Source organism: Stenotrophomonas sp. SrG, assembly GCF_050031795.1.
Taxonomy (GTDB): Bacteria; Pseudomonadota; Gammaproteobacteria; order Xanthomonadales; family Xanthomonadaceae; genus Stenotrophomonas; species Stenotrophomonas rhizophila_A.
This window is the reverse complement of sequence record NZ_JBNBBE010000939.1, coordinates 1-242: the sequence shown is the minus strand read 5'-3', so window position 1 is coordinate 242 and position 242 is coordinate 1. Positions and strand designations below refer to the sequence as shown.

General features: G+C 70.7%; 1 protein-coding gene. It reads left to right on the top strand.

The features are described from left to right. A partial coding sequence (locus ACQG3P_RS22255) for a hypothetical protein (protein WP_426806265.1) occupies nt 1-242 on the top strand: 242 nt, incomplete at both ends.

Below are 242 nucleotides of genomic sequence, written 5' to 3'. Positions count from 1 at the left end.
TGCTGTTCTTCGTCTACAGCCATGTCGAATACCAGAACGAGCTGTGGTCGCAGTTCGCCGCGCAGGGCAACGCACCGCGTGCGTTGCGCGCACTGCTGGGGGTGGCAATCGCGTTGGCCATCTTCGGCCTGGCGCGGCTGCTGCACAGCACCCGCACGCCCCTGCCGGCCGCCGACCCGGCCACGCTCGACGCGCTGGCGCCGATCCTGCAGGCGGCGCAGGACACCCAGGCCTGCCTGGTG